The organism is Mesorhizobium sp. Cs1299R1N1 (assembly GCF_037179655.1).
Taxonomy (GTDB): Bacteria; Pseudomonadota; Alphaproteobacteria; order Rhizobiales; family Rhizobiaceae; genus Mesorhizobium; species Mesorhizobium salmacidum.
In genome coordinates this window covers 1-3,991 of record NZ_JAPYKR010000059.1, presented here as the reverse complement: position 1 = coordinate 3,991, position 3,991 = coordinate 1, and the positions used below count along the sequence as shown (strand labels likewise).

The window sequence follows — 3,991 nt, the reverse complement described above, 5'->3', positions numbered from 1 at the left end:
GTGCGACGCCCGACAGCGCGAAATGTACTGGGGTTCGTACAATAGCCTCGGAAGCGAGCATCAATATTCGCCCCGAGCTCGAGCGGCGCAGATGGGGCAAGGCAGCCGTCACAAGATTTATCGAAGGTAGAAGCACTCGCTGGACCGCATCTTTGAAATCCTTGGGCATCATGGCCGAGGGTGGTCCGGCAGAAACCCCGCCGCAATTCGTCACCAAGATGTCGACACAGTGAAAATGCTCCGCTGTTTCGGAAGCCCAAGCTGCTGCATCAGCGCAGTCGGTCACATCGGTCACGCGCGCCAGCACTTCGGCGCCCGTCTTGCGCAACCGATCCACTGCGCTTTCGAGCCGCCCCGGATCCCGCCCACAAATAGAGAGGCGGCAGCCCTCTTTGGCCAACTCCTCAGCGGTGGCCAAGCCCAAGCCGCTGGAAGCGGCCGCGACCATCGCCACCTTGCCGTCAAGCTCTAAATCCATCTTCATTCCACTTGATCGCTACCGCTACGCTCTTCGCAGCTGCAGAAAAACAGATCCCCGTACCAAGCGAAAAGCATGTGCCGTGCCAAAGCGAAAGGTCTTCCTAAATCAATACGATACGCGACCGACAAAACATCGGCTTTGCTCTTATGTAGGACTCACTACATGTGTGTCGTCACAACGCACTTCGATACGTTGGCCGCGCTGAACAAACTGGTGACCTGAAAGGAGATCATTCAGCTCCGGACCAAGTGGGCGTTTTTCGTCGCCGGACGCGGAACGAAGAGGGTTCGCATGGCAGCTTGTGCCTCGGAGCGACGATCCGGAGGATGCTCACCAGATAGTTCTGCTCCATTCTTTGGATGGGCGCGTGGTCCCGTTCCGGAGAGGCGCGAGAGCCTGCAGGGACAAACATCAGCGCAGGGACGAACGTTGCCGCTCGGCCATTCGGCCGAACAGAGAAACCTGTCCTGGCCGCCCCTCCTTTCTCCCGATAGGCCCCGTCAGCGGGATCGTGATCAACATGAGCGGCGCCGGCAGATCGGCGACTTTGCGCGAGGCATCGCTGCTTTTGCATTTTCATGCGGGACGCTCGAAAAGGATGCGCGGAAGCTTGCTCATTGCCTCGGAGCCATTTTCGGCGACCCGGACGGTATCGCTCAACATGTAGAGTTCGCTGCGCTCGTAAAAGCCCATGTGAATCAGGAAGGTCATATTGGCTAGAATTTCGGTATCGTTGTTCGTCCCTAGGCTTGGGCCATCCAGCCAGTCGAGGCCAACAGAGTAGCCCAGGCGCGAATCTTTGGTGAGACCGTACGGCCGGATAGCCGCATGGAACGCCCGCGCAACATCAGCGCAGGTCGCGCCGGGGCGCAGGGCGTCGACGGCGGCGTAGAATCCCGCCAGTGCACCCTCATGTTGGTTCTTCCGGCATGGCGTGATGGGGCCGAGATGAGCAGTCCTCGTCATCGGAGCCACATATCGGTGCCGGCTGGCACCAATCCCGAGGTAATACTGGTGGCCGAGGGCAAATACGTCGTCACTCCAAAATTGGTGCGGTGCGTTGGCGAACCTTCCACCACGGATGAACGGTGGAGACGGTGGCGGCCCGCCGGGAATGGTCTCGGTCCCGGCGCAGAGAGCCGACAGGATCGCGGCCGCTGCATCGCAATGCCTGGTGCCGACTGCGATCTTGTCGATGCCAGACAGCATCGCCCGGTCCGCTATCTCGGCCGCCTCGGTCATATACAAAAGTTCGCGCTCGGACTTAACCAGCCTGCATGCCGCTACCAGGTCACTGGCATCAAGCGGCTCCTGAACTCCCAACGCGCGGACGAGCTTGGGGTAGTTCAACACGCCCATCCCAAACGCTTCGACGCCAATGCGTGCAGATGCCCCCACCGTGCTCCTCACGAACCGGCCGATCACTTCCCACGCGCTTTGCTCATCTGTGCCAGCTACGTGGCTTTCCGCGTACGCGACAACCCGATCCTGCGAGAGCCAGCATCCTGCGTCCGCTGCAGCGTCGGCATCCATCTTGCGCAGGATGAAATACGGGTCGTCGTCCCGGGTCAGGAGCAGCGCCTGCGGCTCATCGCCGGCGAAGGACTCATACCCCAGGAGATAGCACTGATTAGCTTGTGAGATGACCACCAACGCGTCCATCCCAGCGCTGCCCATCATGGTACGCACGTTGTCGAGCCGAGCCCGATACTCCGACGTCTCAAACGCCTGGACAATGTTCCTGCCGCTCATACAGAACTATCCCTCCAAATTCGTGGTACACGCTTATCGAAGGAAATCCTGAGAGAGTTGCGGAAGCCCTGTGTAACCACATCGGCGATTAGATAGGCCGCTTCCAGTCCGGCCCCAAGTCCGCAACCACTCGACGAAATCACGCTGACCGAATTTGCCACTTTGCCACCCCCGTCGGCAAAGGAATTAAGACGTGAACCAGGCCAATTTTATACTCTAGCCACTCTCGATTATCGCCCTCAGGGCGTGATGGACCAGTTGATCAAGTCGACGGCGCGCTGAAGTATCGCCTCGGTGCGAGGTAGGCTGGACGAAGCCGCGACGACATGTCCCAAACAGTCTCTGTAGTCGCCTTTTCTGACAATGGGGGTTTTGGGTTGAACATAGAATTTAACTTCAGCGACACCCGGTAGAGCAGCTGCCTCTCCGTCCCCCCTGATCCAGTCGAGCGTTCCATCACGATCAGCAACTAGGAATCGCGCGCCTACCGTCTGCGAACGCCTTTTACGCAAATCCCATTCTTCCCCTGTGGCAAGCTTAATGTGCGCGGTGATCAGATCAACGTCGTAGGCCAAATGAACCATCTGGGGAGTTGGTGAGGCATGAAGGCGCGGATTGACCTCAATGACCACTGGGCCACGCTTCGTCCACCGAAATTCAATGCCCGCTGGCCCCCAGCCGAGGCCGAGCGCGCGCAAAGAGCTCAGCGAAATGTCGGCTAAACGGTCATGCTCGTCATCACTCAGCGGTGCTGGGTAAGTCGCCCCACGATAGACAAAATGCGGTGGAGGGCCGAAGTCGCCGATAGCAATTCCAATGACCTCATTCCCCATAATGTCGGCCCAGTAACAGGGGCCTTCGGCGAATTCTTCGACCAGCATCCTCGGCTCAGAGCGCCATATTTGCTGCCCACCCAAAAGATAGGTCGTATGTTCGGCTAGCTCTTCGGCCGTGCGGCACAATCGGACACCGACGCTCCCGCTACCCATCGCAGGCTTAACTATCACCGGCAGTCCAATCTCTGCGGCCGAATCCGCTATGTCCGCTGCATTGGCCGCCAAGCGATAAGCCGGCATCGGAACGCTTGAGGCCGCGAGGAGTTTACGCTGAGTGTACTTATCGCAGCATTGCTCAATAGCTTCAGGGTTCGGTCCCGGCAGATCGAAATGACCGCAGAGCTTGCCAACCGTCGCATACACAGAGTCCCGCGCAGCCGTGATGCCAGCAATTTCATAGGTCTCTCGGAGCCGGGAACATTCCCCGATCAGCGCGTCCAGATCGTCTGTATCAACACGGATCGTCTCAACGTCTTTCGCTCCAGAATTGTCATAGCGACTTGGGTCGTCAGAAAGGGTAATCGGCTGGAGACCAAGACGCTGAGCAGCCTGGACGTAGAGCAGGCCCGAGCCCATTACGGTCCCCCCAACTAAGATCAGCGCTCTTGACATTGCTATGCCTCCTTCGGTGTGCGCTGAGCCGGAGAATTCCCGGCACCTTTGAAGCCGTCGCTTGATCTCCAGACCTTGCTGCGACGCTACCATCGTCCACGGGGTTTGCGACGTTAAGAATCTACGAATTTTGTTTCGAGTTTTGTTGCAACGGCTTGCCGTTGTTCCACCACCAGCACATGATCTAGCAGGCTTCTCTGATTGGGGTCGTTGAGGTCAAGCTCCTCCTGATATTTTTCCGGATCATGTCGCCCCGCGGGTCACTCGCTTCTCTTCGCGGTCGGCGCGGAGCCGCCGCATGATGGGGTCA

3 protein-coding genes are annotated in these 3,991 nt (G+C 58.6%); all 3 read right to left on the bottom strand.

Annotated features, from left to right (window positions below):
* Nucleotides 1-484 (bottom strand): SDR family NAD(P)-dependent oxidoreductase (locus tag O7A70_RS33495; protein WP_337144157.1); only part of this gene is annotated, 484 nt, incomplete at its 3' end.
* Nucleotides 485-1,057: 573 nt separating this feature from the next.
* Nucleotides 1,058-2,233 (bottom strand): M24 family metallopeptidase, encoded by a 1,176-nt coding sequence (locus tag O7A70_RS33490; protein WP_337144156.1) that lies wholly within the window; start codon nucleotides 2,231-2,233, stop codon nucleotides 1,058-1,060.
* A 239-nt stretch (nucleotides 2,234-2,472) separates the two neighbouring features.
* Nucleotides 2,473-3,681: an ATP-grasp domain-containing protein gene (locus tag O7A70_RS33485; protein WP_337144155.1), complete on the bottom strand. Its 1,209-nt coding sequence runs from the start codon at nucleotides 3,679-3,681 to the stop codon at nucleotides 2,473-2,475.
* Nucleotides 3,682-3,991: the final 310 nt, after the last annotated feature.

Excerpts from the sequence above, each read along its gene's own strand:
- O7A70_RS33490 (WP_337144156.1), bottom strand. The coding sequence starts at position 2,233 with ATGAGCGGCAGGAACATTGTCCAGGCGTTTGAGACGTCGGAGTATCGG.
- O7A70_RS33485 (WP_337144155.1), bottom strand. The coding sequence starts at position 3,681 with ATGTCAAGAGCGCTGATCTTAGTTGGGGGGACCGTAATGGGCTCGGGC.